Annotated in this window: 25 protein-coding genes; 14 read left to right on the top strand and 11 right to left on the bottom strand. The window is 68.4% G+C overall.

The annotated features are described in order from the left end of the window. Position 1 precedes the first annotated feature (1 nt). The 6 genes from VDQ18_RS05735 to VDQ18_RS05710 all read right to left on the bottom strand — a co-directional run bounded on the left by VDQ18_RS05735 (position 2) and on the right by VDQ18_RS05710 (position 4,932). Positions 2 to 538 carry a hypothetical protein gene (locus tag VDQ18_RS05735; protein WP_323020033.1) on the bottom strand — a complete coding sequence of 179 codons (537 nt, stop codon included), beginning with the start codon at positions 536 to 538 and terminating at the stop codon, positions 2 to 4. A gap of 127 nt (positions 539 to 665) precedes the next feature. Further along, complete coding sequence (locus tag VDQ18_RS05730) at positions 666 to 1,454, bottom strand: cytochrome c1 (RefSeq protein WP_323020032.1); 789 nt, start codon at positions 1,452 to 1,454, stop codon at positions 666 to 668. A 23-nt stretch (positions 1,455 to 1,477) separates the two neighbouring features. After that, the gene (gene petB, locus VDQ18_RS05725; protein ID WP_323020031.1) at positions 1,478 to 2,827 is read right to left on the bottom strand and encodes a cytochrome b; all 1,350 of its coding nucleotides are present in this window, start codon (positions 2,825 to 2,827) and stop codon (positions 1,478 to 1,480) included. A gap of 14 nt (positions 2,828 to 2,841) precedes the next feature. Further along, entirely contained in the window at positions 2,842 to 3,405 is a 564-nt protein-coding gene (petA, locus tag VDQ18_RS05720; protein ID WP_323020030.1) for a ubiquinol-cytochrome c reductase iron-sulfur subunit, read from the bottom strand. Between the two features lie 201 nt (positions 3,406 to 3,606). Beyond that, positions 3,607 to 4,272, bottom strand: coding sequence for a LysE family translocator (locus VDQ18_RS05715; protein WP_323020029.1), 666 nt, complete (start codon positions 4,270 to 4,272; stop codon positions 3,607 to 3,609). Between the two features lie 48 nt (positions 4,273 to 4,320). Further along, positions 4,321 to 4,932, bottom strand: a complete 612-nt coding sequence (locus tag VDQ18_RS05710) for a glutathione S-transferase (RefSeq protein WP_323020079.1) — start codon at positions 4,930 to 4,932, stop codon at positions 4,321 to 4,323. Between the two features lie 139 nt (positions 4,933 to 5,071). Here VDQ18_RS05710 and mtgA point away from each other — a divergent pair, with 139 nt between their 5' ends. The 3 genes from mtgA (at position 5,072) to queG (ending at position 7,693) form a co-directional block, all read left to right on the top strand. Then, entirely contained in the window at positions 5,072 to 5,809 is a 738-nt protein-coding gene (mtgA, locus tag VDQ18_RS05705) for a monofunctional biosynthetic peptidoglycan transglycosylase (RefSeq protein ID WP_323020028.1), read from the top strand. A gap of 51 nt (positions 5,810 to 5,860) precedes the next feature. Further along, positions 5,861 to 6,538, top strand: coding sequence for a glutathione S-transferase family protein (locus VDQ18_RS05700; RefSeq protein ID WP_323020027.1), 678 nt, complete (start codon positions 5,861 to 5,863; stop codon positions 6,536 to 6,538). Between the two features lie 111 nt (positions 6,539 to 6,649). Further along, entirely contained in the window at positions 6,650 to 7,693 is a 1,044-nt protein-coding gene (gene queG, locus VDQ18_RS05695) for a tRNA epoxyqueuosine(34) reductase QueG (protein WP_323020026.1), read from the top strand. Here queG and VDQ18_RS05690 read toward each other — a convergent pair. Beyond that, positions 7,683 to 8,375: a glutathione S-transferase gene (locus VDQ18_RS05690; protein WP_323020025.1), complete on the bottom strand. Its 693-nt coding sequence runs from the start codon at positions 8,373 to 8,375 to the stop codon at positions 7,683 to 7,685. The two genes, queG and VDQ18_RS05690, sit on opposite strands and share 11 nt — an antisense overlap. A 170-nt stretch (positions 8,376 to 8,545) precedes the next feature. Here VDQ18_RS05690 and VDQ18_RS05685 point away from each other — a divergent pair, with 170 nt between their 5' ends. Next, the gene (locus VDQ18_RS05685) at positions 8,546 to 9,427 is read left to right on the top strand and encodes an RNA polymerase factor sigma-32 (RefSeq protein ID WP_323020024.1); all 882 of its coding nucleotides are present in this window, start codon (positions 8,546 to 8,548) and stop codon (positions 9,425 to 9,427) included. After that, the gene (locus tag VDQ18_RS05680) at positions 9,424 to 10,227 is read left to right on the top strand and encodes a ChaN family lipoprotein (protein ID WP_323020023.1); all 804 of its coding nucleotides are present in this window, start codon (positions 9,424 to 9,426) and stop codon (positions 10,225 to 10,227) included. Before VDQ18_RS05685 ends, VDQ18_RS05680 begins: the two co-directional genes overlap by 4 nt. Positions 10,228 to 10,390: 163 nt before the next feature. Here VDQ18_RS05680 and VDQ18_RS05675 read toward each other — a convergent pair whose 3' ends face one another. Beyond that, entirely contained in the window at positions 10,391 to 10,885 is a 495-nt protein-coding gene (locus VDQ18_RS05675) for a DUF3421 domain-containing protein (protein ID WP_323020022.1), read from the bottom strand. A gap of 241 nt (positions 10,886 to 11,126) precedes the next feature. Here VDQ18_RS05675 and VDQ18_RS05670 point away from each other — a divergent pair, with 241 nt between their 5' ends. The 8 genes from VDQ18_RS05670 (at position 11,127) to VDQ18_RS05635 (ending at position 22,044) form a co-directional block, all read left to right on the top strand. Beyond that, entirely contained in the window at positions 11,127 to 13,559 is a 2,433-nt protein-coding gene (locus VDQ18_RS05670; RefSeq protein WP_323020021.1) for a sensor histidine kinase, read from the top strand. Further along, entirely contained in the window at positions 13,549 to 14,175 is a 627-nt protein-coding gene (locus tag VDQ18_RS05665; protein WP_323020020.1) for a response regulator transcription factor, read from the top strand. The genes VDQ18_RS05670 and VDQ18_RS05665 overlap by 11 nt, the downstream gene beginning before the upstream one ends. Before the next feature lie 109 nt (positions 14,176 to 14,284). Continuing rightward, positions 14,285 to 15,142, top strand: a complete 858-nt coding sequence (locus tag VDQ18_RS05660) for a TIGR00282 family metallophosphoesterase (RefSeq protein WP_323020019.1) — start codon at positions 14,285 to 14,287, stop codon at positions 15,140 to 15,142. Positions 15,143 to 15,340: 198 nt separating this feature from the next. Further along, entirely contained in the window at positions 15,341 to 17,119 is a 1,779-nt protein-coding gene (locus VDQ18_RS05655; RefSeq protein ID WP_323020018.1) for an SLC13 family permease, read from the top strand. Positions 17,120 to 17,165: 46 nt separating this feature from the next. Continuing rightward, a complete protein-coding gene (locus VDQ18_RS05650) occupies positions 17,166 to 18,122 on the top strand; it encodes a DMT family transporter (protein WP_323020017.1) in 957 nt (318 codons plus the stop codon). Next, positions 18,119 to 18,583, top strand: coding sequence for a CAP domain-containing protein (locus VDQ18_RS05645; RefSeq protein ID WP_323020016.1), 465 nt, complete (start codon positions 18,119 to 18,121; stop codon positions 18,581 to 18,583). Before VDQ18_RS05650 ends, VDQ18_RS05645 begins: the two co-directional genes overlap by 4 nt. Before the next feature lie 238 nt (positions 18,584 to 18,821). Beyond that, positions 18,822 to 19,793 (top strand): TAXI family TRAP transporter solute-binding subunit, encoded by a 972-nt coding sequence (locus tag VDQ18_RS05640; protein ID WP_323020015.1) that lies wholly within the window; start codon positions 18,822 to 18,824, stop codon positions 19,791 to 19,793. Between the two features lie 79 nt (positions 19,794 to 19,872). Then, positions 19,873 to 22,044: a TRAP transporter fused permease subunit gene (locus VDQ18_RS05635; protein ID WP_323020014.1), complete on the top strand. Its 2,172-nt coding sequence runs from the start codon at positions 19,873 to 19,875 to the stop codon at positions 22,042 to 22,044. A 67-nt stretch (positions 22,045 to 22,111) separates the two neighbouring features. Here the strand turns inward: VDQ18_RS05635 and VDQ18_RS05630 are convergent, their stop codons facing one another. The 3 genes from VDQ18_RS05630 to VDQ18_RS05620 all read right to left on the bottom strand — a co-directional run bounded on the left by VDQ18_RS05630 (position 22,112) and on the right by VDQ18_RS05620 (position 24,185). Beyond that, positions 22,112 to 22,348, bottom strand: a complete 237-nt coding sequence (locus VDQ18_RS05630; RefSeq protein WP_323020013.1) for a GlsB/YeaQ/YmgE family stress response membrane protein — start codon at positions 22,346 to 22,348, stop codon at positions 22,112 to 22,114. 4 nt (positions 22,349 to 22,352) lie between these two features. Continuing rightward, a complete protein-coding gene (gene rlmN / locus VDQ18_RS05625) occupies positions 22,353 to 23,543 on the bottom strand; it encodes a 23S rRNA (adenine(2503)-C(2))-methyltransferase RlmN (RefSeq protein ID WP_323020012.1) in 1,191 nt (396 codons plus the stop codon). A gap of 111 nt (positions 23,544 to 23,654) precedes the next feature. Then, positions 23,655 to 24,185 (bottom strand): invasion associated locus B family protein, encoded by a 531-nt coding sequence (locus tag VDQ18_RS05620; RefSeq protein ID WP_416235089.1) that lies wholly within the window; start codon positions 24,183 to 24,185, stop codon positions 23,655 to 23,657. A 172-nt stretch (positions 24,186 to 24,357) separates the two neighbouring features. On the opposite strand from VDQ18_RS05620, the gene VDQ18_RS05615 reads away from it, so the two are divergent. Next, on the top strand, positions 24,358 to 25,350 hold the full coding sequence (locus tag VDQ18_RS05615; protein ID WP_323020011.1) for an asparaginase: 993 nt from the start codon (positions 24,358 to 24,360) through the stop codon (positions 25,348 to 25,350). Positions 25,351 to 25,418: the final 68 nt, after the last annotated feature.

Below are 25,418 nucleotides of genomic sequence, written 5' to 3'. Positions count from 1 at the left end.
CTCAGATCCCGCAGGTCCGCCGCACGGCGTCCCGCGCGGCGCCGCTGCCGCTGAGACCGACCGCCGCCACCCGCACCCCCTGCTTGTTCAGGATCTCGAGCCGCGAGCCCATGGCCAGCGCATCGAGGAACTCGGGCCCCGGGGCCTCGACCGCCAGCCAGTCATGCGTGGCCGGGCGATAATCGACCATCAGCTCGAAGGCGCGCCCGTCCAGCACCAGCGACAGCGCCTGCTGGCGCGGCTCCTGCTGCGCCAGCGCGCTTTCGTCCAGCGCGTCACCGCGATAGCCCGACAGGCGCAGCCGCCGGTCCGAGCCGCCCGCGTCGCAGCTCAGCTCGATCCGGGCCTCGTGATGATCGCCCTCGGCGCTGATCGAGACGCCGCCCGCCTGCTGCTCGACCATCCAGGTGCCGGGCCGGACATAGCGGAAATTCCCCTCGCTGCCCCAGCGCCCCACGGCCAGCCATTGCGCCGTGGCGGGCAGCGTCGAGGTGCCGAGCACGACAAGGGCGAGGGCGGCGGCAGCGGGGCGAACCATGGAAACTCCGGCACTTCGGATCGGACGAACGGGAAAAACCTAGCGGTGCCCCCCTTGGGATGCCAGTCCCGCAAAATGCAAAACGCGCCCCTTGGGGCGCGTTTCACGGGTCTGTGATCGGGACGGATCAGCTGTGCTTGGCCGCGTCCTTGATCGGCGCCCAGAGGCGCTTGTTCGTGAGGTACAGCAGCGAGGCCAGCAGCGTCAGGAAGATGACGCCGACGAAGCCCCACATCTTGCGCTGGGTCATGTGCGGCTCGGCCGACCACATCAGGAAGGCCGCGACGTCCTGCGCCATCTGCTCGGGCGTGGCTTCGGTGCCGTCCGAATAGGTCACCAGACCCTCTTCCAGCTGCGGCGGCATCGAGACATTGCCGCCGAAAGCAGTGTTCTCGTAGAAGATCGCGCCGCCCTGTTCGGTTTCCTCGCCGGTGAAGCCCAGCAGGAACGAGGCGATGTATTCGGCGCCGCCCATGCCGTGGATCAGCTGGTTGATGCCGAGGCCATAGGGGCCGTGGAACCCGGCCCGCGCCTTGGCCATCAGGCTCAGGTCGGGGGCGGTTTCCATCGCCGAGGTCGGGAAGTGGTCCGGGCCGCCCGCGGCGCGGTATTCGCCGGTGGTGGCGTCCTGCACCTGCATCGTGCCAGCATAGGCGCGCATCACGTCGGGATCGAGGCCTGGGCCCGTCTCGTCTGTCAGCGAGCGGAAGGTCACGAGGTGCAGGCCGTGGCAGGCCGAGCAGACCTCGGTATAGACCTGAAGGCCGCGCTGCAGCTGCGCCCGGTCGTAGGTGCCGAAGGGTCCTTCGAACGAGAAGGCGAAGTCTTCGATATGGCCGCCTTCGCCCGCGGCGAGCGCCGGAGCGCTGCCGAGGGTAAGGGCCGTCAGGGCGGAAAGGGCAAGTTTGCGGATCATGATGGTCACTTTCTTCCTTGCGCTCACTCGGCCGGGATCTTTTCCGGGGCCGGGCCCGACTTCTTGGCATGGGCTTTCACCTTGGCCTTGAAGTCCTGCTCGATGGTGGCGGGCGGGGTCGTCGGACGCTCCAGCACGCCCAGAAGCGGCAGGATGACCAGGAAATAGCCGAACCAATAGGCCGCACCGATCAGGGCGATATTGGTGTAGATCCCTTCGGCCGGCATGGCGCCCGCCCACATCAGGACCACGAAGTCGACGACCAGCAGCCAGAAGAACGACTTGAACATCGGCCGGTAGCGACCCGAACGGACCGACGAGGTGTCGAGCCAGGGGGTCAGGACCATGACCGCGATCGCGCCGAACATCGCCAGCACGCCGAAGAACTTGGCGTCGATGATGCCGAACGAGAGCCAGTTGGCGGCGATCACCACCCAGACATCCGCGGTGAAGGCGCGCAGGATCGCGTAGAACGGCAGGAAGTACCATTCGGGCACGATATGCGCGGGCGTCGCGAGCGGGTTGGCGATGATGTAGTTGTCCGGGTGGCCCAGGAAGTTCGGCATGAAGGCGACGATCGCCCAGAACACCGCCAGCACCACGACCAGCGCGAACAGGTCCTTGATGACGAAGTACGGCCAGAACGGCAGGGTGTCCTTCTCGGCCTCTTCCTTCGAACCGCGGCGGACCTCAACACCCGAGGGGTTGTTGTTGCCGGTGTGGTGGAAGGCCCAGATGTGCAGGATCACCAGGCCCGCGATGACGAAGGGCAGCAGGTAATGCAGCGAGAAGAAGCGGTTCAGCGTGTAGTTGCCGACCGCCGGTCCGCCCAGCAGCCATTCCTGGATGATCGGGCCGATCCCCGGGATCGCGCCGAACAGGCCGGTGATCACGGTGGCGCCCCAGAACGACATCTGACCCCAGGGCAGCACGTAGCCCATGAAACCCGTGGCCATCATGGCCAGGTAGATCAGCATGCCGATGATCCAGGTCACTTCGCGGGGCGTCTTGTACGATCCGTAATAGAGGCCGCGGAAGATGTGGATATAGACGGCGAAGAAGAACAGCGAGGCGCCGTTCGCGTGCAGGTAGCGCAGCATGTAGCCGCCGTTCACGTCGCGCATGATATGCTCGACCGAGGCGAAGGCCATCGTCGCTTCCGGCGTGTAATGCATCACCAGCACGATGCCGGTGACGATCTGCAGCACCAGACAGAAGGCCAGCACGATACCCCAGATCCACCACCAGTTCAGGTTCTTGGGGGTGGGGATCATGAGCGTGTCATAGATCAGCCCAACGATCGGCAGGCGGCGGTGCAGCCACTTTTCCACGCCGGTCTTGGGCTCGTAATGGTCGTGGGGAATCCCGGACATGCCTCGTCTCTCCCTTAGCCGAGCTGGATGGTGGTGTCGTCGACGAAGCTGACGACCGGAATATGCAGGTTCTGCGGCGCAGGCCCCCGGCGGATGCGGCCCGCCGTGTCGTAGTGCGACCCGTGGCAGGGGCAGAACCAGCCGCCGAAATCGCCCGCACCATTGCCCAGCGGCACACAGCCGAGGTGGGTGCAGACGCCGGTCATGATCAGCCATTCTTCCTTGCCAGCCACGGCGCGGTTCTCGTCCGTGGCGGGCGAACCGGCGGGCAGGTTGGCGTTTTCGGCGCTCTGGTCGATCAGGGTGCTCAGGTCCACGGCTTTCGCCGCATCGATCTCTTCCTGGGTGCGGTGACGGATGAACACCGGCTTGCCGAGGAAGTTGACAGTCAGCTGGGTACCGACGGCGACACCGCTGATATCGACGAAGATCGAGGACAGGGCCTGCACGTCAGCCGAGGGATTCATCTGGTTCACCAGCGGCCAGACCGCGGCGCCCGTGGCGACGACACCGGCACCGGCCGTCGCGTAGTAGAGAAAATCCCGGCGAGTGCCTGCGTTGTCGTCTGCGTGGGACACGAGCATTCTCCATTTTCAGGTCATGGGTCCGGCGGATAGCCGAAACGAGCCGCAGTGTCCTGCAGCCTCCAAGGCGGCTGTTTAACGGCGATTTGAACGTCCGTCCAGCCGCGAAAGTGGGGAAAAACGCCGCACCCCGACCCTTTCGGGAGAGGGGTGCGCCGCAGCACGGGACCTGCCCGCGCCACTGTCGCCGATGCCTCAGATAAGGCGGAAAAGCGTTGCTGCAAGGGTCGCGGCGAAGCCAGCGAAGAAGAGGCCGACGCCCGCATTGATCCAGGGCGCGGCCTTCAGGAAGCCGCGCGCGGCGGCCGGGGTGGAGAAGGCGATGGCATAGACCGCGTGAATCACCCCGGCCACGACGCAGGCGCCGACGCAGAAAAGCGCCACATCCCAGGCGCCGGCGCGGGCGACCGGAAAGACCGCGGTCATGGTCAGCCAGGTGGTCAGCGCCTTGGGGTTCATCATCATGATGGACAGAGCCCGGACCATGCCGTCGCGAGCCCGCGCGCCGCGCTTTGCCTCGGGCGCCTCGGGCTCGCCCCGACGGCGGGCGGCGAAGCCGGTCATCGCGCGGCGCAGATAGCGCGAGGCGAACCAGACCAGCAGCCCCACCGCGATCAACGTCATCCCCACCCGCGCCAGCGGGAAGGCCGCGATCAGCGCCGACGCGCCCAGCACCATGCCGAGGCACCAGCCGGTGATCGCGAGGCCGGTACCCAGCGCCGCCCCCAGCGCCGCCCTTCGGCCCGAGCCGATGGCCAGCGCGATCGTGTTCAGCACATTCGGCCCGGGCGTGAGCACGTTCATCGCCAGAAAGCCCCAGGCGGTCAGGAAATCCGCCGCGGGCAGGGTGATCGGGGACATGGGGCTTCCTGCGAGGGGATCAGGCGGGCAAGGTCAGGCGGGACCAGATCAGGCGGGAATCGTCGCCTGCATCGAGGGGCGCATGGCGAAGCCCTCGTACCAGGCCGCCAGCTGCGGATGACCGTTGCGCCAACCGCGCGCGTCGTGGCGGAAATCGAGGTAGCCCAGCGCGCAGGCCACGGCGATGCCGCCCATGGTCAGGGGCCCCTGCAGATGCGCCATCCAGCGCGATTCCAGCGCCGTCAGGCTGCGGGCGATCTTCTGCCACTGCCCCTCGACCCAGGCCTCGGACTGGCCCTCGGCCGGGCGGATCACCGTCTCGTAGCGCATGAGCAGTGCCGCATCGAGGATGCCGTCGCCGGTCGCCTCCAGCGTCAGCGTCTCCCACAGTGCCGGCCCCTCGGGATAGAGCGCGGCTGCCTTCGGCGTCGTCGTGGCCAGATAACGGCAGATCACCCGGCTGTCGTAGAGCGTGCAGCCGTCGTCACGCTCCAGCGCCGGGATCTTGCCCAGCGGATTGGCGCCGAGCGGGATCGAACCGGGATCGACCGGCGAGCCGCTGGCAAAGGACAGCCGCACGCTGTCCAATGCGCCTGCCTCGTGCAGAAGGACCATGACCTTGCGCACATAGGGCGAGGTCGGGCTTTGGTGCAGGGTCATCATGGGGCGGCTCCTCAGGCTCGGTGATGCGGGCGGCGATCTCGGGCGGGAACTTAACACGCGCAAGGAAAAGGTCCATTCCCCACCGCCGCGGAATCGGACGCTTGATAGGACCGCCGCGGGCACGTTAACTGCGGCCATGGCACGCGCGAGCAGCAAGAAAAAGACCAAGGCAAAGAAGCCGAAACTCATGGACCGGCTGGCGGGCATGGTCCGGCGCCTGATCCGCTGGGCGGTGCTGGGCACGCTGGCGCTGGCGGTGTTCCTGGTGGCCTGGGTCGCGCTCTATCGCTTCGTGAACCCGCCGACCGGCTGGTACATGTGGAGCGAATCGCGCCGCCTGGGCGGTGTGCAGCAGGAATGGGTCGATTTCGTCGATATCTCCCCGCATATGCCGCTGTCGGTGGTCGCGGCCGAAGACGTGAACTTCTGCCGCCACTGGGGCTTCGACATGGGCGCGATCCGCGCCGCGCTGGAAGACGGCGGGGCGCGCGGCGCCTCGACCATCACCCAGCAGGTGGTGAAGAACACCTTCCTGTGGCACGGGCGCACCTGGGTGCGGAAGGTGCTGGAGGCGCTGATCACCCCGGTGGTCGAGATCCTCTGGCCCAAGGAACGGATCCTCGAGGTCTATCTGAACATGGCCGAGTTCGACACGGGCGTCTTTGGCGTCGAGGCCGCGGCCGGGCGCTATTTCGACACCAATGCCGCGGGGCTCAACGCGCGGCAATCGGCGCTGCTGGCCTCGGTCCTGCCCGCGCCGCAGGATCGCAACGCCGCCAGGCCCAGCGATTTCATGCGCCGCCGGGCCGCCGCCATCCAGGATGGCGCCGCCACCATCGCCCGCGACGACCGCTCGGCCTGTTTCGGCGGTTGAAACCTGCCCCCACCCGTGCAAAGGGTGGGAAACCCTACCAGACCATGCGCAATGCAACCTGCCGTCCACGTCCTCCATCACGTCCCGCTCTCGCCCTTCTGCCGCAAGGTTCGCCTGACGCTGGCCGAAAAGCGCATCCCCTTCTCGCTGAAGGACGAACGCTATTGGGAGGGGGGGACCGAATTCCTGCGGCTCAATCCCGCGGGCAAGGTGCCGATCCTGCGCTATGAGGGGCGGCTTCTGTCGGAAAGCCAGGCGATCTGCGAATTCATCGACGAGGTTCACCCGACCCCGCCGCTGATGCCCGACGACCCGGCAGGCCGCTATGAAGTGCGGCGGATGTGTTCGTGGTTCGATGACAAGTTCCATCGCGAGGTGACGGCGAACCTGCTCTATGAGCGGGTGAACAAGAAGATCATGGGCCAGGGCTACCCCGATTCCGAGAAGATCAAGACCGGCTCGGCGCGGATCAAGTATCACCTCGATTACATGGGCTGGCTGCTGGAGCACCGCCGTTGGATCGCGGGCAATGCGCTGTCGCTCGCCGATTTCACCGCGGCGGCGCATCTGAGCTGCCTTGATTACATCTCGGATGTGGATTGGGAGCGCGCGCCAGCGGTCAAGGCCTGGTATCAGACGATCAAGTCGCGCCCGGCCTTCCGGCCGCTCCTGACCGATCAGGTCCCGGGCTTCCCGCCGCCCCGGCGCTATGCCGACCTCGATTTCTGAACCCCGCAAGGGCGCGGCTCGGGGGCATCGAGCCCCCTCGCCGCGCCGGGGGGCCGTCTGCCCCCCGCCGGCCCGTGCGGGCCGCCCCCCGAGGATATTTGAGGCGCAAAGATGGGGCTGAAGGCGGCACTGGCGGCGCGTGCCCGGGCCGAGGGTTTCGCGGCGATGGGGGTGGCGCGGCCCGATGCAGTGCCCGACTTGCCGGAACGGCTGGCGGCCTTTGTCGAGGCCGGGCGGCACGGGCAGATGGGCTGGATGGCCGAGCGGATGCAATGGCGGGGGGATCCCTCCGCGCTCTGGCCCGAGGCGCGGTCGGTCGTCATGCTGGCCGAGGTCTATACGCCGGACGAGAGCCCGATGGCGGCGGTCGCCCGGCGCGAGGCGGGCGCCATCAGCGTCTATGCGCGGGGGCGCGATTACCATGATGTGGTGAAGGCGCGGTTGAAGCGGCTGGGCCGCTGGCTGATCGAGGAAGCCAGGCGGCAGGGCGAGACGGCCGAGATCAAGGTCTTCGTCGATACCGCGCCGGTGATGGAGAAGCCGCTGGCCGCGGCCGCGGGGCTGGGCTGGCAGGGCAAGCACACCAACCTGCTGGGCCGCGAGCTGGGCAATTGGTTCTTTCTCGGCGCGATCTTCACCACGCTGGAGCTGGAACCGGACGCCCCCGCGAAGGAAAACTGCGGCAGCTGCACCGCCTGTCTGGAGGCCTGCCCGACCGCGGCCTTTCCGGCGCCCTTCCAGCTCGATGCGCGGCGTTGCATCTCCTACCTGACGATCGAGCATCACGGGCCGGTGGACCCCGACCTGCGGGCGCTGATGGGCAACCGGATCTATGGCTGCGACGATTGTCTGGCGGCCTGTCCCTGGAACAAATTCGCCGTCGCCGCCACGGAAGTGAAATACGCAGCAAGGGACGACCTGCGCGCCCCGCCGCTGGCGGAACTGGCGGCGCTGGACGATGCCGGGTTCCGGGCGCGGTTCTCGGGCTCGCCGATCAAGCGGATCGGGCGGGACCGCTTCGTGCGCAACGTGCTCTACGCCATCGGCAATTCCGGAGCGCCGGATCTGGCCCCCGCGGCCGAGGCGCTGCTCGCGGACCCCGACGAGACGGTGGCCGAGGCCGCGCGCTGGGCATTGGGGCGGCTCAGACCCTAGGCCAGGGGCGCTGCGGCCAGGGGCGGTCGTAGAAGGGCTGGTCGGGACCATCCGAGAGCCCGGCTTTCCGCCATTCGACGAAAGCGGGATGTGCCAGATGGGCGGCGACATAGGCTTGCGCCGCAGGGCCCACAGGCAGGTTGTAACCGGCGATCCGGGCGGCGACGGGGGCGAAGAAGACATCGGCCACCGAATAGGCGCCGCAAAGCCAGGGACCGGTCGCGCCGGTCTCTGCCCGCGCCCAGGCCCAGAGGGTTTCGAGCCGCGCCAGATCGGCCAGGACCTCGGGCGGCGGGGTGCAATCCTGATAGCTGACCCGCAGGTTCATCGGGCAATGGCTGCGCAGCGCGGTGAAGCCCGCGTGCATCTCGGCCGTGAGATGCCGGGCCACGGCGCGGGCTTTCGGATCGCGGGGCCAATGCCCGGCCTCCGGGTGGCGGCTGGCCAGCTCCTCGGCAATCGCCAGCGATTCGGCGATGACCACGCCCTCGGGCAGGCGCAGGGCGGGGACCGTGCGGGCCGGGGCATAGCGCGCCAGTGTCTGGGCGAAGCCGGGCTCGTACAGCCGGGCGATTGTAACGTCAGCGTCGATCTCGAAGGCGCGGAACAGGAGCCAGCCGCGCAAGGACCAGCTGGAATAGGCGCGGTCGGCGAGGCAGAGGTCATAGGCGGCTTCGGTCATCGGGCGGGCTCCTTCGCGTTCGCGGCATCCTGCCCGGCGCCCCATTTCCTTGCAAATCAGCAATTGTGCGCCAAATGATGACCCTCTTCGATGAATCGCGACTTTTTGCCTGGGATCGGTGAACCAAAACGCCCCTCGCGCGTATTCCCTGTCAGACACGGGAGACGACGATGGCGCTGGACACCACCACCGGAACCGACCGCATGGCGCGCAAGGCGATGCGCGCCGAATTCCTCGATGCCGAAACCGAACTGGCGCTGGCCCGCGCCTGGCGTGACCGCCGCGACGAGCGGGCGCTGCACCGGCTGGTCACCGCCTATATGCGGCTCGCCATCTCGATGGCGTCGCGCTATCGGCGCTATGGCGCGCCGATGAGCGACCTCATCCAGGAGGCGGGGCTGGGCCTGATGAAAGCCGCCGACCGCTTCGATCCCGACCGGGGCGTGCGCTTTTCCACCTATGCCGTCTGGTGGATCAAGGCCTCAGTCCAGGATTTCGTGATGCGCAACTGGTCGATGGTGCGCACCGGGTCGACCACCAGCCAGAAGGCCCTGTTCTTCAACCTGCGCCGCGTGCAGGCCGAACTGATGCGCGAGGCGCAGCAGGCGGGCGAGGTGCTGGAGCCGAACGTGCTGCTCGAACGCGCGGCCGAGCGGATCGGCGTGCCGCTGGGCGATGTGCTGATGATGGAGGGGCGGCTTTCGGGCGGTGACCTGTCGCTGAACGCCAAGCCCTCGGGCGAAGACGACGGGATGGAGTGGATCGACCTGATCGAGGACGATGGCCCCGCCCCGGCCGATGGGGTGGCGGCCCGTCAGGACGGGTTGGTCCTGCGCGGTTGGCTTCTGGAGGCGATGGCGGCGCTGACGCCCCGCGAACGGGCGATCATCGCCGCGCGCAAGCTCGATGACGAGCCGCGGACGCTGGAAGCTCTGGGCGTGGAACTGGGCCTGTCCAAGGAGCGGGTGCGCCAGATCGAGGCCAGCGCGCTGGGCAAGATGAAGCGCGATCTTGCCAGCCGCGCGCCGGGGGTCTATGCCCTTCTCGCATGAGAAGCGCGATCCTGTTGACGTTCCTCGCCGCCATGCCCGCCGGGGCAGAGCCGATTTCCGAAACCGACCTCGACCGACTGCCCGCCGCGCAAGTGGTGGTGCTGGGCGAGGTCCATGACAATGCGCAGCACCACTTGAACCAGGCCCGGGCGGTCGGGGCGATGCGTCCCGCCGCGGTGGTCTGGGAGATGCTGACGCCCGATCAGGCGGCGCGGATGCCCGAGGACCGGGCGGATGAAGCGGCCGTGGGCGAGGCGCTGGGCTGGGCCGGCACCGGCTGGCCCGATTTCACCCTGTATTATCCCATCGTTCAGGCCGCCGGCGCGGCGCGCCATTATGGCGCCGCCGTCCCCCGCCCCGAGGCCCAGCGCGCCTTTGCCGAGGGCGCGGCTGCGGTCTTCGGTGCCGAGGCCGGGCGCTACGGGCTGGACCGGGCCTTGCCGCCCGACGAGCAGGCGGCGCGCGAGGCCGAGCAGTTCGAGGCCCATTGCGAAGCGATGCCGCTGGCGATGATGGGCGGCATGGTCGAGGCCCAGCGCCTGCGCGATGCGGCGCTGGCGAGGGCGGCCCTGCAGGCGCTGGCGGACACCGGCGGCCCGGTGGCGGTGATCGCCGGGGCGGGACATGCGCGGCGCGATCAGGGGATGCCGGATCTGATGACCGAGGCCGCGCCCGAGGTCACGGTGCTGGCGCTGGGCCAAACCGAGGCGGACCCGGGCCCCGAGGCGCCCTGGGACCTCTGGCTGGTCACGGCGCCGGCCGAACGCCCCGATCCCTGCGCCGCCTTCCGTCAGGAATGACGCGGCGGGGACCTGCGGGGCCGTGCCCTGACGCCCTCCGGTCAGAGCCGTAAAACGCGCGGGAGGGGGTATCTACGCCCCCTGCCCGCGCAGCGATCGATAAGAACTTTCCCGGCCAGACAGGGCCGCTCGGGACAGAGCGGCGCCCGGTCCGGCCGGGAAGTCACCATACCATGACTTCATACTCGTTAACGGTCACTTCGTTGCCGCCGTAGCCGATGTTGCAGCCGCTGAACCCCGGGCGCACCTTGCCCGGATGAGTTCCGCCCGCATACCAGGCCCGACAGAAATACAGTGCCTCGCCCGAGGCTTCGGCCGCAGCGCTCAGGGCGTTGCCGGGAACCATCCCGCCCCGCGCCCGAACCCAGTTGGCCTGCCCCATGGCGACATCATACTCGGCCACGGCAATCTCGCGGCCGCCGTAACCAATGTTGCACCCGTTAAACCCGGGGCGCACCTTGCCCGGATGATACCCGCCCGCATAAGCCGCAACGCATACATAAAGCGCGGCCCCGTTGCTTTCGGCGCCCGCCACCATCGCCCCCCGCGGGACCGACCCGCCCGAGGCATGGCGCCAGGCAATGTCGGTCTGCGCCTGCACCGGCTGCGCCAGGACCAGAACGGCCGCGGCAACCACACCGGAAAGAACGGTCTGCATCGAAACACACCATCGGACGTGAACCTGTATTCAAGATGGCAGATTCGACCGGCTTGAGGAACTGGACAGGTGTACAGTCCCGCCCTGTCGGGCCCGGCTGGTCAGCTGTCCAGTGTTCCCGGCCCGCCGAATGCGCTAGGACGGGGGTCGAGGGGTCCGCTGACCCGCCCGCGGGCGGGGCCTCGCCCCTTTCCCGTGCCGCCGATACCGCCCCCGGCGGTTCTCTCGTGGGGTGAGAGCGATGCCGAGCCTGTATTGGGGTCCCCTGGCGATCAACGCCCTGCTCTTTTCGTTGCTGGGGACGGTGATCGCTGCCTATTTCGGGGTCCGGGTGATCGTCGCCCGGCGGCAGAGAACCCCGACCGACGGGCTGATGCCGCCGCTCTGGATCTTCGCCATGGCCGCCCTCTGCGCGGTGCTGGTGACGCTCAGCCATGTGCTGGACCGCGATGTGGCGGCCTGGATCCTGCCCTGGGCCGCCCCCTCGGGCAGCGCCGCCATGGCCGCCTCGATCCTCTTTGCCGAACGGCTGTTTGGCGAGGGCATCCTGTCGCGCCGCGGCCGCAAGGCACTGGTCCTGGCGCTGACCCTCTTCGTCGCGGGCGAGGTCGCCATCGCGGCGGCGCGCACCATCCATCTGTCGCAGGGCGCGGTCTATTTCCGTGACGCCTGGCTGCGGACCGCCTTCGTCACCGGCTTCGTCGTCGCCCCCGCCTTCTGCCTGATCAACCTGCGGCGCGCGCTCGGACCCGAGGGCTGGCGGCGGATCGGACCGCTGCTGCTGAACCCGTTCCGCCCGCTGACCGATTACCCCGGGGCCTCGGCCGCGCGGGGCATCTTCTATTTCTCGCTGATGCCGGTGGCCCTGGCGCTGGTGCTCTTGGCCCGCAGCACCGGCATCCTCGGCTGGAGCGTCGCCGAAACCATCCTCAGCTGGCTGGTGCTGCTGGTCTTCTCGGGCTTCGTCTGGACCTTCCTGAGCTACCTGCCCGAACGCTCCGGCACCACGACCAAGATCGCGGCCATGGTCCTTGTCGCCTTCCTGATGATCGTCTCGGCCCTGTCCTGGCTGGTGGCGCCCGCCATCCTCGACGGGTTCCGCGACCGCGGCGCCCCCTACGCCGGGCAGGCCTATCGCTTCGCCCCGGCCCCGGACGGCGGCTATGACATCACCACGATCGAGGCGCAGCGCGTGGTCCCCCTGCTGCACCGCCCGGGTCCCGAGACGGAACCCGTCGCCCTGCCCTTCGATCTGCCCTTCCTGGGGCAGAACCACCGCAGCCTCTATGTCCGCGATACCGGGCTGGTCGGCCTGGGCGCCTTCCCCCGGCTCGAGGATATCCAGTTCCGCTATGGACCCGAAGCGGCGATCTTCGTGCTGGCCGCGCGCCTTGCCCCGCCGCAGGCCCCCTCCGCCGACAGCGGCGTCTTCGTCGACGCCCTGCCCGGCCGCGTGGTGATCAGCTGGGCGCGCATGACCATCGAGGGCGCCCCCGACCAGCGCTATGACGCGCAGCTGACGCTCTATCCCGACGGCACGCTCGACATCGCCTTCTTCGAGATCCCGCTGCATCCAAGGGCCAATCTCTATCGTCCCGACGATGTGGCGATGCTGGTCGGGCTGACCCCCGGCTCGCGCCATGGCACGGTCCTGGAGGGCGCGCTGGCCGGCCGCCACCTGCCACCGGGCACCGGCGCGGTCGATGACCGGCGGCCCGCCTTCTACAAGGCGATGAACGCGGCTTTCGGGCCGATGGCCGCCTTCCTGCTGCTGGCCGTGCCGGGGCTTTTGGTGCTGTTCTCGCTGCTGGTGCAGCTGAGCGTCCAGCGCCCGCTGGCAGCGCTGGCGATGGGGGTCGAGCGGTTCCGCAAGGGGCATCTGGGCACGCCGATCCCGGTCTATGCCCAGGACGAGATCGGCGCGCTGGCGCGGGCCTTCAACGAGGTCGCGGCCGAGCGCGAGCGCCTGCTGCAATCGCTGGAAGCCGAGGTCGAGCGGCGCTCGGCCGAGGCGGTCGAATTGTCGGCACGCAACGCCCGGCTCGAGGAACGCGCGGACCTCGGGCGCGAATTGCACGACGCGGTCAGCCAGAGCCTCTTCGCCGCCTCGCTGATCGCCGACAGCCTGCCGCGCCTGCAGCAGAACGATCCCGCCAAGGCCGCCGAGGCCGGTCGACAGGTCGCCGCGCTGAACCGCGCAGCCCTGGCCGAGACGCGCAACCTGCTGATGCATCTGCGCTCGCAGGAGATGCTGAGCCAGCCCTTCGGCACCCTCCTGCGCGGCGTGGCCGAGGAGATGGCGCGCAGCTACGGGCTGCAGGTCACGGTCAGCGTCGACAGCGACGCGCAATTGCCGGGCGAGGTGCAATACGCCTTCTTCCGCGTGGCCCATGCCGCCCTGACCAATGTCGCCCGCCACGCCGGCACCGACCGCGCCGAGGCCAGTTTCGACGCCGTCGACGGACAGGCGATGCTGACCGTCACCGACGCCGGCGCCGGTTTCGACCCGGATGCGGTGCCGCCGGGTCATTTCGGCCTCGCGATCATGCGGGAAAGGCTGGACAAACTGGGCGGAATGCTGGAGGTCGAGACGGCACCCGGCAGAGGGTGCAGGATCACGGCGATCTGGTTTTCGGATGACAACGGCGACGGCGATTCGGGTGATGCTGGTTGACGACCATCTGGTCGTGCGCCGTGGCATCGAACACGTGCTGGCCGATGACCCGGATTTCACGATCGTGGCCGAACTGGGCGAAGGTCAGGCCGCCGTCGCCGCCTATCGCGCCAGCCGGCCGGATGTGGTGCTGCTGGATGTGCGGATGCCGGGCATGAGCGGGATCGACACCGCCCGCGCCCTGCTGGCCGAGGACCCCGACGCACGGATCGTCGCGCTGAGCTCCTTCACCACCGATGATCTGATCGACGCCATGATGGCGGCCGGGGTCCGGGGCTATCTGCCCAAGGAAGTCTCGGAACTCGCGCTGAAAGAGGCGCTGCGCCGCGTCGCCCGCGGCGAAAGCCTGACCCGCCCCGCAGGCAGCGAGGCCGCGCCGCGCGGGGCGGATACCGGCGATCTGGCGCAGGTGCTGGGGGCGCAGCAGCTCAAGGTGCTGGCCCTGATGGTCAAGGGCCTGACTAACCCCGAGATCGCCGCGCTGCTCAGCATCACCCGGCCCACCGCGCGCTACCATGTCAGCGCGATCCTGAAGAAGCTCGATGTCTCGAACCGGGCCGAGGCCGTGGCACTGGCGGTGCGCAGCGGGCTGGTGCGGGACGAAGACGGCTTCTGACCCCGGTCCCCCTGCGCCCACCCCCTGTCAGCATGACACAAGCGCCCCCCTGCAAGGGTCTCACAGGATTTCGCTTTCCTCACGCCGACTTGGGGCGTAGGAAACGGGAATGCGGATTCTGTTTCTTGGCGATGTGATGGGCCGGGCCGGTCGCACCGCGGTAGCCGAGCGGCTGCCGGGGATGCGTCGGGACTGGGCGTTGGATTTCGTGGTGGTCAACGGCGAGAACGCGACCTCGGGCATGGGGCTGTCGCCCGATCATGCCGCGGGGCTCTTCGCCGCGGGCGCCGATGTGGTGACGCTGGGCGACCATGCCTTCGATCAGAAGGCGATGACCGGCCATATCGACGGCGAGCCCCGGCTGATCCGGGCGATCAACTTCTCCAAGGTCGCGCCCGGCGTCGGCGCCCGGGTCTTCAGCGCGCCGGACGGTCGGCAGGTGCTGGTGGCGCAGGTCATGGGGCAGGTCTTCATGAAACGCCCCTTCGACGACCCGTTCAGTGCCATCGAGCCGGTGCTCCGCGCCCATCCCCTCGGCGGGAGGGTGCAGGCGACCATCGTCGATGTCCATGCCGAGGCCACCTCCGAGAAGATGGCCATGGGCCATTGGTGCGACGGCCGGGCCTCGCTGGTGGTGGGCACGCATACCCATGTGCCGACCAGCGACGCCCAGATCCTGAACGGCGGCACCGCCTATCTGACCGATGCGGGCATGTGCGGCGATTATGACAGCGTGATCGGCATGCAGAAGGAAGAGCCGCTGCGGCGCTTCATCACCGGCATGCCGCGCGCCCGCTTCGAACCGGCGCTGGGGCAGGCCACCGTCTCGGGCATCTTTGTCGAGACCGACGACCGCACCGGCAAGGCGCTGTCGGTGGCCATGGTCCGCCAGGGCGGGCGGCTGCAGCCGAGCGGCCCCGCCCCCGTCACGCCATCCGTCGCCGCGCCCGAGAAAGCCGCACCGTGACACAGCCCCTGCCCGCGGCAGGTGCGCCCGCCCTCTGCGCGCGGGCGGCGCGGCGCCCCTCCGGTGTTGCCGCGTTGCAGACAGCGCCGCGCCCCGGCGACCGGATCGGCGTTTTCGGGCTTGCCGGGCGCCCCGCGATGGCCGCCTATGCCGGAGATCCGCGGCGGGCCCCGCCCCCCCGGACAGGAGAGACCACCGATGTTCGGACTTGAGCTGCCGCCCGAGTACCTGCCCGTTGCCGCGCTGGTGATCGTCGCCGGCATGCTGGCGACCTTCATCTCCGAGAAATACCCGGTCGAGGTGGTGGCACTGACCGGGGCGGCGCTGATGCTGGTCCTCGGCATCGTGCCCGAGGGCCAGGCCCTCGCCGTCTTCGCCAACCCCGCCCCCTGGACCATCGCCGCGCTGTTCCTGATCGTCGGCGGGCTGGTGCGCACAGGGGCGCTCGATTTCCTGTCGCAGCGCGCCATCTCGCAGGTGACGGAACGGCCGCGGACCACGCTGATCGTCGTCACCATGACGGTGCTGGCCATGTCGGCCTTCGTCAACAACACGCCCATCGTCGTGGTGATGATGCCGATCTTCGTGCAGCTGGCCCGGGCGATGCAGCTGGCGCCGTCGAAACTGCTGATCCCGCTCAGCTATTTCTCGATCCTCGGCGGCACGATCACCCTGGTCGGCACCTCGACCAACCTGCTGGTCGACGGTGTGGCGCAGGCCGCGGGTCTGGCGCCTTTCGGGGTGTTCGAGATCACGCTGCTGGGCGTGCCGCTGGCGCTGGTCGGCGTCACCTATCTGGCCTTCGCCGGGCGCTGGCTGTTGCCGGTGCGCGAATCGATGACCGCGCTGATGGGCGACCGGACGCCGATGAAATTCTTCACCGAAGTGGCGCTGCCCGAGGGGTCCTCGCTGATCGGCAAGCGGCTCGATGAGGTCGATCTCTTCCGCCGCGGCGGCGCGCGGGTCATCGACGTCCTCCGCGGCGATGCCTCGCTGCGCCGGGCGATGGGGGATGTGGTGCTGGAGCAGGGCGACCGCGTGGTGCTGCGCACCCAGATGTCCGAAGTTCTGGGCCTGCAGGCCAATCCCGAGGTGCGCCTGGTCGACCAGCTGAGCTCGGTGCGGACCTCGACCGTCGAGGTGCTGATCACCCCGGGCTGCCGCATGGTCGGCCGCTCGCTGGGCCAGATGCGCCTGCGCCGCCGCTATGGGGTCTATCCGCTGGCGGTCCATCGCCGGAACCAGAACATCGGCCGCCAGCTGGACGATCTGGTCGTGCAGGTCGGCGACACGCTGCTGATCGAGGGCGCGCCGGAGGACATCCGGCGGCTGGCCAGCGACATGGACCTGATCCAGATCAGCCAGCCCTCGGAACGCGCCTTCCGCCGGGGCCACGCGCCCATCGTCATCGCCGTGCTGGCGGCGGTGGTCGGCCTCTCGGCGCTGAACGTCGCCTCGATCCAGGTGCTGGCGCTGATCGGCGTGGTCATCATCCTGCTGACCCGCTGCATCGACAGCGAAGAGGCGTTCGGCTTCATCGAGGGCCAGTTGCTGGCCATGATCTTCGGCATGCTGATCGTCGGCGCCGGGCTCGAAGCCTCGGGCGCGGCGCAATTGCTGGTCGATCTGGTCGAGCCCTATCTGCGCGACCTGCCCGGCTGGGCGCTGATCGCGGCGGTCTATCTGGTGTCGATGACCCTGACCGAGGTCGTCTCGAACAACGCGGTGGCGGTGATCGTCACGCCCGTCGCCATCGGCCTTGGCCAGACGCTGGGCGTGGATCCGCGCCCGCTGGTCGTGGCGGTGATGTTCGCGGCCTCGGCCTCGTTCGCGACGCCGATCGGCTACCAGACCAACACGCTGGTCTACGGGCCGGGCGGGTATCGCTTCACCGACTTCCTGCGCGTGGGCCTGCCACTGAACGCGCTGGCGGCGCTGACCTCGACCCTGCTGATCCCGCTGATCTGGCCCTTGTGATCGGACCGGCGGGGAATTGTCCTTGCGCTCGCGCCCGGGGCACGGCATGCCAGAGATCATGAACGCGTTAAATACCGAGCCGTCTGTCCCGACCCCGCCCCCCGCCGTGCCCCAGGCCCAGGACCAGCGGCCGCTGGCGGGCATCCTGTGGATGCTGGGATCGGGCCTGTGCTTCGTCGCCATGACGGCCGGGGTCAAATACCTCGGCCCCTCGATCCCCGCCGCGCAATCGGCCTTCCTGCGCTATGCGCTGGGGCTGGTCTATGTGCTGCCGGTGCTGGGCCTGATCCGGCGCACCAAGCTGGAACCCTCGACCTGGCGGGCCTTCGGCTGGCGGGGCGTGGCGCATACGCTGGCGGTGATGCTGTGGTTCTACGCCATGACCCGCATCCCCTTGGCCGAGGTCTCGGCGATGAGCTACATGAACCCGATCTGGATCTCGATCGGCGCCGCGCTCTTTCTGGGCGAGCGGCTGCGCCTGCGCCGGATCGTCGCCATCGCCGTGGCGATTCTGGGCGCGCTGGCGATCCTGCGGCCCGGCCTGCGCGAGTTGAACACCGGCCATGTCGCCATGCTGGGCACCTCGGTCCTGTTCGCGATTTCCTATCTGATGGCCAAGCAGCTCAGCGGCCGCGCCCCGGCCAGCGTCATCGTCGGCATGATGTCCCTGACCGTGACCCTGGGCCTCGCCCCCTTCGCCATCGCCGTCTGGGAGCCGGTCACGCTGTGGCAATTGTGGGTCCTGTTCCTGATCGCCACCGCCGCCACCGCCGCGCATTACATGATGACCTATGCCTTCGTCGCCGCGCCGATCACCGTGACGCAGCCGGTCACCGCGCTGCAACTGGTCTGGTCGGTGACGCTTGGCGCGGTGTTCTTTGCCGAGCCCGTGGACCTCTGGGTCGTGGCGGGCGGGGTCATGGTCGTCTCGGCCGTGATCTTCATCGCGCTGCGCGAGCACCAGTTGCGTCGCAGCACGAAAGGTGGAACCGTGGCCGCATGATGCTGCGTCTTGCCCTGCTGCTCGCCCTCCTGTCCGGCCCGGCGCTGGCCTGCACCCCGCCCGAGGGGCTGGCAGGCCTCAGGACCGAATTGCTGGCCCTGACCAATGCCGAACGCGCTTCGCAGGGGGTGGGCACGCTCAGCGCCGATGCCCGGCTGGACGAGGCGGCACAGACCCAGGCCTGCCGTATGGCCGAACGCGAGCGGCTCAGCCATCGCGGCAGCTGGTTCGCGGGCCTCGGCCGTCGCCTGCGGCGGGTCGATTATCCCTATGCCATGGCGGTCGAGAACATCGGCGAGGGCCAGACCAGCGCGCCCGAGATCATCCGCGGCTGGATGGACTCGCCCGACCACCGCCTGAACATGCTGGCCCGCGACGCGCGCGAGGCGGGCTTCGGCGTCGCCCGGGCCGCAAACGGGCGCCTGCATTGGTCGATGGTCGCCGCCGCACCCCGGTTCTGACAGCCCCGCCGCCCCGGCGCGGTTCAGGCGCTAACGGGGGGAAATCCACCCACACGCTGCCGTGATGGGTGGATTTCCACCCAAAACCGGCGCCGCCCCCCGCAGAATCTGCCTCCCTCGCCCTCAGCATCCTTGATTCGCCGGGGCCCCGGTCGCCCTATGCCTCAGCGTCCCGCGCCGCCCGAGGAGCGGCCGGGGTTTGCCAACAATACGCGCAAACGTCCAAGGGAGGACCCACATGCGTCTGAATATCGCTGCGCTGGCTGCTGCCGCGCTGATCTCCACCACGCCCGCTTTCGCCCAGGACCGCGCCGGCTGGCCGGATTCCATCACCATCGGCACCGCAAGCCAGGGCGGCACCTATTTCGTCTATGGCAACGGCCTGGCCGGGTTCATCGGCGAAGAGCTGGGCGTCAACGCCTCGGGCGAAGTGACCGGCGGCCCGGTGCAGAACGCCACGCTGGTGCAGCTGGGCGACCATGCCATCGGCCTCGTGACCATGGGCCCGGCCTATGAGGCCTGGACCGGCCAGAGCGAACTCGCCCCCGGGCTTGAGCATCGCGATCTGCGCGCGCTCTTCCCGATGTACCAGACGCCGTTCCAGGTCATCACGCTCAGCTCCTCGGGCCTGACCTCGGTCACCGAGCTTGGCGGGCGCCGTGTCTCGGTCGGTCCGGCGGGCGGCACGCCCGGCACCTACTGGCCGCGCTTCCTCAACACGCTGGGCGTCAACGCCACCGTCTCGAACGCCGGGGCCTCGGATGCCGCGGGCCAGCTGACCGACGGGCTGATCGACGCCTTCGCCTTCGCCGCGGGCGTGCCGATCTCGGCCTTCTCGCAGCTCTCGGCCGAGGCCGATGTCCGCATGTTCGGCTTCAACGAGGCCGAACTGGCGCAGATCCTGGCCGCCCATCCCGAAGTCTCGCCGCTGACCATCCCGGCGGGCACCTATGCCGGGCATGACTACGACCAGACCACGGTCGCCATGTGGAACTTCGCCGTCTCGAACGCCTCGATGCCGGAAAGCCTGGCCTACGAGATCGTCAAGCTGGTGATGGAGAACCCTGACCGCATGATGCAGATCCACGCCTCGGCGTCGGAGACCATCATGGACAACGTCCTCAACAACACCTTCCTGCCGTTCCACCCGGGCGCAGTCCGCTACTACGAAGAGCACGGGATCACCATTCCCGAAGAACTGCGCGGCTGAACCGCCGACGGGTGACGACTGGCCGGGGTGCACGAAACCGCGCACCCCGGTCTTTTCATAAAAAGGGGCGGAGGAAATCATGTCTTCAACCGATCTCGCGGCGACGCAGGCCGAATCCGAGACCATCGCAGAGGGCGTCGACGACGAGGTGATCGCCTCGAACCAGCGGGTGTTCGGCGGCAATCTGGGCCTGTTCGTGGCGGTGCTCTGCGTGCTCTACACGAGCTTCCACATCTTCGTCATGAACGTCTATCCGCTGGAGCCCTGGGTCTACCGGCTGATCCACGTGGGCGGCGGTCTGGCGCTGGGCTTCGTGCTTTATTCCGCGCGCCCGCTGCCCGACGCGAGCCTGGCCACGGCCCTCACCCCGTACGAGCGGGTACTGGTCCCGGTCGCGGCGGTGCTGCTGGCGGTGGCTGGCGGGCAATTGCTGACCATGTGGGTGACGGGCGACCTGATCGCCACCGGTGCCCCGGCCACGAAATACGTCTATACGTTCGGCTATCCGCTCTTTGCCGGGACGCTGGCGGCGCTCGCCGCCTCGTGGCTGGCGCCGAAACGCGACCGCGCCTCGCTGTCCTGGGCCGATACGCTGCTGGCGGTCGCCGCGGTGATCGTGGCGCTCTATATCATCGTCCACGCCGATTTCCTGCGTATCCGCGCCCAGGTCTTCCCGCATCCCAATGACATGTGGGCCTCGATCTCGGGCATCGTGCTGATCCTCGAACTCACGCGGCGACTGGCGGGTCTGGCGCTGGTCATCATCGTCGCCGTCTTCATCGCCTATGGTTTCGCCGGTCCCTGGCTGCCGGGCGTCCTGCACCACAACGGCTATGCCGCGGCGCGGTTCTTTGCCTTCATCTACACCGATAACGGCATCCTCGGCCCGACCACGGCGATTTCCTCGACCTACATCATCCTCTTCATCGCCTTCGCCGCCTTCCTGCAAGCGTCGCGCGTCGGCGAATACTTCGTCAACTTCGCCTTCGCCGTGGCGGGCTCCGCCCGGGGTGGCCCGGCCAAGGTCGCGGTCTTCGCCTCGGGCCTGATGGGGATGATCAACGGCACCTCGGCGGGCAATGTGGTGGCCACGGGCTCGCTCACCATCCCGCTGATGAAGCGCGTGGGCTACAAGCCGCAGACCGCGGCCTCGGTCGAGGCCGCAGCCTCGACCGGCGGGCAGCTGATGCCGCCGATCATGGGCGCCGGTGCCTTCATCATGTCGGAAATCACCGCCATCCCCTACCGCGACATCGCCATCGCGGCGATCATCCCGGCGGTGCTCTATTTCGTGTCGGTCTATTTCATGGTCGACAAGGAAGCGCTGAAGAACCACATGAAGGGCCTGCCCCGGCACGAGCTGCCTTCGCTGCCGCTGATGATGCGCCGGGTCTTCCTGTTCATCCCGATCATCATCCTGATCGGCGCCCTGTTCATGGGCTATTCGGTGATCCGCGCGGGCACGCTGTCGATGGGCGCGGCCGCCGTGGTCAGCTGGCTCACCCCCACCAAGATGGGCATCAAGGAGATCTTCTGGGGTCTGGAGATCGCCGCCCGCATGGCGCTGCAGATGGTCGCCGTCTGCGCCGCCGCCGGCGTCATCGTCGGCGTCATCGCCCTGACCGGGATCGGCACGCGCTTTTCCTCGCTGCTCTTGGAGATCGCCGGGCAGAACCAGTTCGTCGGCATGATCTTCGCCATGTTCGTGGCGATCATCCTCGGCATGGGGATGCCGACCACCGCCGCCTATGCGGTGGCCGCGGCGGTCATCGCGCCCGGTCTGGTGCGGATGGGGATCGAGCCGCTGACGGCGCATTTCTTCATCTTCTACTACGCCGTCATCTCGGCCATCACCCCGCCGGTGGCGCTGGCCGCCTATGCGGGTGCCGCCATCGCCCAGTCGGACCCGATGAAGACCTCGGTCGAGAGCTTCAAGTTCGGCCTCGCCGCCTTCATCGTGCCCTTCATGTTCTTCTATGCGCCCGAGATGCTGATGCAGGGCGAATGGATCGACATCGCCCATGTGATGGTCACCGCCCTCTTCGGCATCTTCATGATGGCCTCGGCGGTGCAGGGATGGCTCTTCGGCAAGCTGAACCCGGTGCTGCGGATCATCACGCTGGTGGCAGCGCTGATGATGATCAAGAGCGGCTGGATCACCGACCTTGCGGGCTTCGGCATCGCGCTTCTGGTGATCGCGCTGCAGCGCGGGCTGATCAACCCGAGGAACGCGAGCCGCGGGATGGACTGAACACCCCACCGTGACACGAAAAAGGCGCCGGGAAACCGGCGCCTTTTTTCATTCCATCAGGGCGTTGTCAGCGCTTCAGCCGCTGCCAGACCCAGATCAGCGCCATCGAACCCAGCACCGCCAGCACGAAGGTAATGGCCCAGCCGCCCACCGTCACGATCAGCCGCAGCACGAAACCGCCGACCAGCGCGCCGATCACCCCCAGCCCCATGGCCGAGGGCACGTCCATGGTGACCCGCATCAGCCGCGTGGCGAGCAGCCCCGCCGCCGCACCGATCACCGCCAGGAACAGGATCTGCGGCACGGGCTCAGCCCCCCGCCGCCTCGGCCGCGATCTGGGCCTTGGACTTGCGGCCCCGCTCGGTCGCGGATTTCAGCTGCCCGCAGGCTGCCATGATATCCTCGCCGCGAGGCGTGCGGATCGGGCTGGCGTAGCCCGCCTTGAAGATGACATCGGCGAAAGCCTCGATCCGCTCCCAATCCGAGCGCTGGTAAGGCGCGCCGGGCCATTCGTTGAAGGGGATCAGGTTGATCTTGGCCGGGATGCCGCGGATCAGGCGCACCAGCCGCTTCGCATCCTCATCCGAATCGTTCACGCCCTTGAGCATGACGTATTCGAAAGTGATCCGCTCGGAGTTCGACAGCCGCGGATAATCGCGCAGCGCCTTCAGCAGCGTCTCGATGTTCCACTTCTTGTTGACCGGGACCAGACGGTCGCGGACCTCATCGGTGGTGGCATGAAAGCTGATCGCCAGCAGGCAGCCGATTTCCTCGGCGGTCCGCGCGATCTCGGGCACGATGCCCGAGGTCGACAGCGTGATCCGGCGCCGCGACAGGGAAATCCCCTCGCCATCCATGACGATCTTCATCGCGTCGCGCACATTGTCGAAATTGTAGAGCGGCTCGCCCATCCCCATCAGCACGACGTTCGAAACCAGACGCTCCTCGCGCTTGGCCTCGCCGGGCGTGTCCCAGTCCCCCAGATCGTCGCGGGCGATCATCACCTGACCGACGATCTCGGCCGCGGTCAGGTTGCGCACCAGCTTCTGCGTGCCGGTGTGGCAGAAGGAACAGGTCAGCGTGCAACCGACCTGCGAGCTGATGCAAAGCGTCCCGCGCCCCTCCTCGGGGATATAGACCGTCTCGACCTCGTGCCCGCCGTCGATCCGCAGGAGATACTTGCGCGTGCCATCGGCCGAGACCTGCTTGGTCACGATCTCGGGCAGCTTGATCTGGAAGGTCCGGTCCAGAAAGGCGCGATACTCTTTGGACAGGTTGGTCATCAGGGTGAATTCGCGCACCCCCCAATGATAGAGCCACTGCCAGATCTGCCCCTCGCGCATCTTCGCCTGCTTCTCGGGCGTGCCATGCTCGATCAGCGCCGCGCGCAACTGCTCGCGGGTCATGCCGATCAGGTTGGGCGTCTCGCCCTCGGGGGCCTTGCGCGGGATCGTCAGCACGTCCTGCGTGATGGGGGCCTGGGGACCAGGAATCGTCATGCGCGTCTCCGTCTGGGCTGCACGAAGTGCAAGCGCAGCATATAGGAAAAAGCCGCCGGGCAGAACAGCCCGGCGGCCTTCAATTCTGTCGGACGCCGCTTTTTGCGGCGATTACGAGGCGCAGCGGCGCTGGGCTTCCTCGGTCGCGGCGGTGATGCCGAAGAGCGAGAAGGTGTCCTGCGTCTGCGTGCCCCGCGCCGAGCGGGCGGTCAGCACCGCGTTCTGGCCGCGCCGCATCGAGGCGAGGATGCGCCCGTCTTCCTCGGGCGAGGCCGCCCAGGCCCATTCGCCATCGGTGATCAGCTGGAACGTATCCGAGCCGATCGTCACCTCGACGGTCGAATCGGGGGCGAAGGGATAGCCGCCGGTGAAGGACACCTCGGCTGCCGCGCCCTGCCCCTGACGGAAGGTCGCGAACAGGAGGATGTCGCCGCGGCGCACCGAGACCGCGCGGCCGTCGCGGGTGTTCACCGTCTCGGACGGAGCCGAAACCGCCCAGCATTCGCGCGGCGTGCCGTCGACGAAAACGCTCCAGGCGGTTTCCACCGCCACCCGGTTGGTCGAATCCTGCGCCTGAGCGGGGAGAGCGGCCATCAGGGCCAACATCGCGCCCATCGCGCCGAATTTGAACGAAGATGCCATATGTCTTCCGTGCCTCCAGCGTAAGTCGTGTCCCCCGCCGCCGGCCTTTTCGCACAAGGCTTTGAACTGGCGCAACAGGGGTTTGCCCGGTAGACTGCCTCATACCGCGAAAACGCGGGTCTGAGAAACCCCCGTTGGCGGAATATTGCGCAACCGTGAAGGAGTTCAGGGCATGACCGACGTTGCTGCGGGCGCTGTGCCGCTTGTCGATGTCTGGCGGGGGGATCTGCTGGAGAGCCGCCACCTGGGTCACGCGGTGATCTGCGACGCCAGGGGCGTGGTCGAGGCCTGGGGCAATCCGGGCGCGGTGATCTACCCGCGCTCGTCCTGCAAGATGATCCAGGCGCTGCCGCTGCTGGAATCGGGCGCGGGCGCCGCGCTGCCCGCCAGACGCCTGGCCCTGGCCTGCGCCTCGCACAACGGGGCGGCGATCCATGTCGATGCGGTGCGCGACTGGCTGGCCGATATGGGGCTGGGCGAGGAGGACCTGCGCTGCGGCACGCAGATCCCCGACGATCCCGAGGAACACAAGCGTATCCTCTGCACCGGCGATGCCGCCTGCCAGGTCCATAACAATTGCTCGGGCAAGCATTCGGGCTTCCTGATGCTGAACAAGCACCTCGGCGGCGGGTCGGAATATACCGAACCCGACCACCCGGTGCAGAAGGCGGTGAAAGCGGCCTTCGAGGAGGTGACCGGCGAGGACAGCCCCGGCTACGGGATCGACGGCTGCTCGGCCCCGAATTTCGCCACGACGGTGGGCGGTCTGGCCCGCGCCATGGCCCGCTTTGCCACCGCCAACGGCTCGGACGCCCGCAGCCGCGCCATGGTGGCGCTGCGTGAGGCGATGGTGGCCCATCCCGAGATGGTGGCCGGCGAGGGCCGCGCCTGCACGGAACTGATGCGGGTGATGGACGGCGTGGCGGTGAAGACCGGTGCCGAGGCGGTCTTCGTGGCGATCCTGCCGAAACAGGGGCTCGGCGTGGCGCTGAAGGTGCTGGACGGCGGCACGCGGGCGTCTGAGGCGGCGATCACCGCGCTCCTGTCCCGGCTGGGCGCGCTGGACCCCGCGCATCCGATGGCGATGAAACGGCTGGGCGAGCCGATGCGCAGCCGCCGCGGGATCCTCGCCGGTGCGGTAAAACTGGCGCCCGGGTTCTGCTGACCAAGGGAGAGGTGTTTCGCCCTCGTTGCCCGCTGCCGCGGGCGCCTCGGGCGACCAGCGGCGCGGCG

This window comes from Pararhodobacter sp., assembly GCF_034676075.1.
In the GTDB taxonomy this organism is placed as follows: domain Bacteria; phylum Pseudomonadota; class Alphaproteobacteria; order Rhodobacterales; family Rhodobacteraceae; genus Pararhodobacter.
Note: the sequence above shows the minus strand (reverse complement) of the source record. Positions and strands in the feature narration are given on the sequence as shown.

What these genes read in the sequence shown, in the direction of transcription:
- VDQ18_RS05735 (WP_323020033.1), bottom strand. Translation starts at nt 538, where the DNA reads ATGGTTCGCCCCGCTGCCGCCGCCCTCGCCCTTGTCGTGCTCGGCACC.
- VDQ18_RS05730 (WP_323020032.1), bottom strand. Translation starts at nt 1,454, where the DNA reads ATGATCCGCAAACTTGCCCTTTCCGCCCTGACGGCCCTTACCCTCGGC.
- petB (WP_323020031.1), bottom strand. Translation starts at nt 2,827, where the DNA reads ATGTCCGGGATTCCCCACGACCATTACGAGCCCAAGACCGGCGTGGAA.
- VDQ18_RS05715 (WP_323020029.1), bottom strand. Translation starts at nt 4,272, where the DNA reads ATGTCCCCGATCACCCTGCCCGCGGCGGATTTCCTGACCGCCTGGGGC.
- VDQ18_RS05710 (WP_323020079.1), bottom strand. Translation starts at nt 4,932, where the DNA reads ATGACCCTGCACCAAAGCCCGACCTCGCCCTATGTGCGCAAGGTCATG.
- mtgA (WP_323020028.1), top strand. Translation starts at nt 5,072, where the DNA reads ATGGCACGCGCGAGCAGCAAGAAAAAGACCAAGGCAAAGAAGCCGAAA.
- VDQ18_RS05700 (WP_323020027.1), top strand. Translation starts at nt 5,861, where the DNA reads ATGCAACCTGCCGTCCACGTCCTCCATCACGTCCCGCTCTCGCCCTTC.
- queG (WP_323020026.1), top strand. Translation starts at nt 6,650, where the DNA reads ATGGGGCTGAAGGCGGCACTGGCGGCGCGTGCCCGGGCCGAGGGTTTC.
- VDQ18_RS05690 (WP_323020025.1), bottom strand. Translation starts at nt 8,375, where the DNA reads ATGACCGAAGCCGCCTATGACCTCTGCCTCGCCGACCGCGCCTATTCC.
- VDQ18_RS05685 (WP_323020024.1), top strand. Translation starts at nt 8,546, where the DNA reads ATGGCGCTGGACACCACCACCGGAACCGACCGCATGGCGCGCAAGGCG.
- VDQ18_RS05680 (WP_323020023.1), top strand. Translation starts at nt 9,424, where the DNA reads ATGAGAAGCGCGATCCTGTTGACGTTCCTCGCCGCCATGCCCGCCGGG.
- VDQ18_RS05675 (WP_323020022.1), bottom strand. Translation starts at nt 10,885, where the DNA reads ATGCAGACCGTTCTTTCCGGTGTGGTTGCCGCGGCCGTTCTGGTCCTG.
- VDQ18_RS05670 (WP_323020021.1), top strand. Translation starts at nt 11,127, where the DNA reads ATGCCGAGCCTGTATTGGGGTCCCCTGGCGATCAACGCCCTGCTCTTT.
- VDQ18_RS05665 (WP_323020020.1), top strand. Translation starts at nt 13,549, where the DNA reads ATGCTGGTTGACGACCATCTGGTCGTGCGCCGTGGCATCGAACACGTG.
- VDQ18_RS05660 (WP_323020019.1), top strand. Translation starts at nt 14,285, where the DNA reads ATGCGGATTCTGTTTCTTGGCGATGTGATGGGCCGGGCCGGTCGCACC.
- VDQ18_RS05655 (WP_323020018.1), top strand. Translation starts at nt 15,341, where the DNA reads ATGTTCGGACTTGAGCTGCCGCCCGAGTACCTGCCCGTTGCCGCGCTG.
- VDQ18_RS05650 (WP_323020017.1), top strand. Translation starts at nt 17,166, where the DNA reads ATGCCAGAGATCATGAACGCGTTAAATACCGAGCCGTCTGTCCCGACC.
- VDQ18_RS05645 (WP_323020016.1), top strand. Translation starts at nt 18,119, where the DNA reads ATGATGCTGCGTCTTGCCCTGCTGCTCGCCCTCCTGTCCGGCCCGGCG.
- VDQ18_RS05640 (WP_323020015.1), top strand. Translation starts at nt 18,822, where the DNA reads ATGCGTCTGAATATCGCTGCGCTGGCTGCTGCCGCGCTGATCTCCACC.
- VDQ18_RS05635 (WP_323020014.1), top strand. Translation starts at nt 19,873, where the DNA reads ATGTCTTCAACCGATCTCGCGGCGACGCAGGCCGAATCCGAGACCATC.
- rlmN (WP_323020012.1), bottom strand. Translation starts at nt 23,543, where the DNA reads ATGACGATTCCTGGTCCCCAGGCCCCCATCACGCAGGACGTGCTGACG.
- VDQ18_RS05620 (WP_416235089.1), bottom strand. Translation starts at nt 24,185, where the DNA reads ATGGCATCTTCGTTCAAATTCGGCGCGATGGGCGCGATGTTGGCCCTG.
- VDQ18_RS05615 (WP_323020011.1), top strand. Translation starts at nt 24,358, where the DNA reads ATGACCGACGTTGCTGCGGGCGCTGTGCCGCTTGTCGATGTCTGGCGG.